Here is a 1,474-nt window from a genome sequence, read left to right as displayed (position 1 = left end):
GTGAACGCGGGCGCGCCGACGGGCAGTCAGCCCTCGGGGACGCCGGCGGGCTTCAAGGCGGTGGACAGCTATGCGTTGAACGAGTCGTTCCCCGCGCCGGTGGACAACGCCACGTCGGGGAACCGGGCGCAGCTGCGGTTGGACTCGGTCAGTCGCACCGGCTATCTGACCAACTCCGACGGGACGGTGGCGACCTCGACCAGCCCCGCGGTTGACTTCGGCTACACGCAGCTGGCGAACCGGTCGCAGGCGTCGAGCCTGTACAACTCGGCGCCGTTCTACCGGTTCCGGCTGGACGACATCACCGACGAGCTCGGTTCGGAGACCGTGGTCGCCTACGGCCGCCCCAGCACGCTGGACTGCGGGACGACAGCGCCGCCGGCCACCACGGCGAACCACACCCTGTGCTTCCCGGAGTACTTCGACAACCAGGGCACGAAGGTGCTGGACTGGTTCAACAAGTACCTGGTCACCGGCGTCACGGTGAACGACAACACCACCAGGAACGCCGGCTACTCCTACGCGGCCGCGCGCAGCACCAGCTACACGTACCTGGGCGCGCCGGCGTGGCACACCAACGACTCCGAGCAGGTCGATCCGGCCTACCGCACGGTGGACGGGTTCCGGGGGTTCCGGCAGGTGCAGACCACCAGCTCCGGCGAGGCCCCCGGCGCGAACGCCAAGTCGGTGACCACCTATTTCCAGGGCATGGACCAGGACCCGACCGGTTACGTCTGCCTGAACGACTCCCACAGCCAGGCCCCGACCAGCACCGCCTGCCCCAGCGGCGGATACCGCGACGACAACGCGCTGGCGGGGGGAGTGCTGGAGGTCCAGACCTACGCCTCCGACACGTCGACCACCGTCACCTCCGACGTGATCACCGTCCCGGAGGACCCGACCGACCCCGGGATGATCACGGCCGTCCACACCCGGGCGAGCGGCCTGCCCGCGCAGCGCGCGCACTTCGCACACCAGCAGAAGATGATCACATACGCGCCTCTGGCCGGCGGCGGGACACGCCGCTCGGAGGTCGACTACACCTACGACAACTCCCTTCCTTCGTTCACGGGTTCGGGCGGGGTCGGTGGCAACGGCCGTCTGATCCTGACCGACGACAAGGGCGACACCGACGGCTCGGGGAAGTCGAACGGTGACGTCCAGGAGTTGTGCACCTTCACCGGCTATGCGGGCAACACCGCGCTCGGGGCCGACGGCGCGCAGTGGACCGCCTACCCGATGACGACCATCACCTCCACGGTGCCGGCGGGGCAGAGCTGCACCACGACGTCCGAGACCGCGGCGACGGCCGTCTCGCAGACCCAGACGCTGTACGACAACCAGCCGCCGGGAACCGTGGCCGTCGGTGACGTCACGACGACCGAGGCTGCGGCCTCCTTCAACGGCGGCTGGACCACCACCGGGCAGGCCGCTTTCGACCAGTACGGTCGCGAGACCAGCAGCACCGACGCGG

General features: G+C 69.4%; 1 pseudogene. It reads left to right on the top strand.

The annotated features are described in order from the left end of the window. Positions 1-1,474 (top strand): annotated as a pseudogene (locus tag TR50_RS47510) (hypothetical protein); the annotation flags it as partial.

Source organism: Streptacidiphilus anmyonensis (assembly GCF_000787855.1).
GTDB lineage: Bacteria > Actinomycetota > Actinomycetes > Streptomycetales > Streptomycetaceae > Streptacidiphilus > Streptacidiphilus anmyonensis.
The sequence above is the reverse complement of the archived record's forward strand: the minus strand, read 5'-3'. Positions and strand labels throughout refer to the sequence as shown.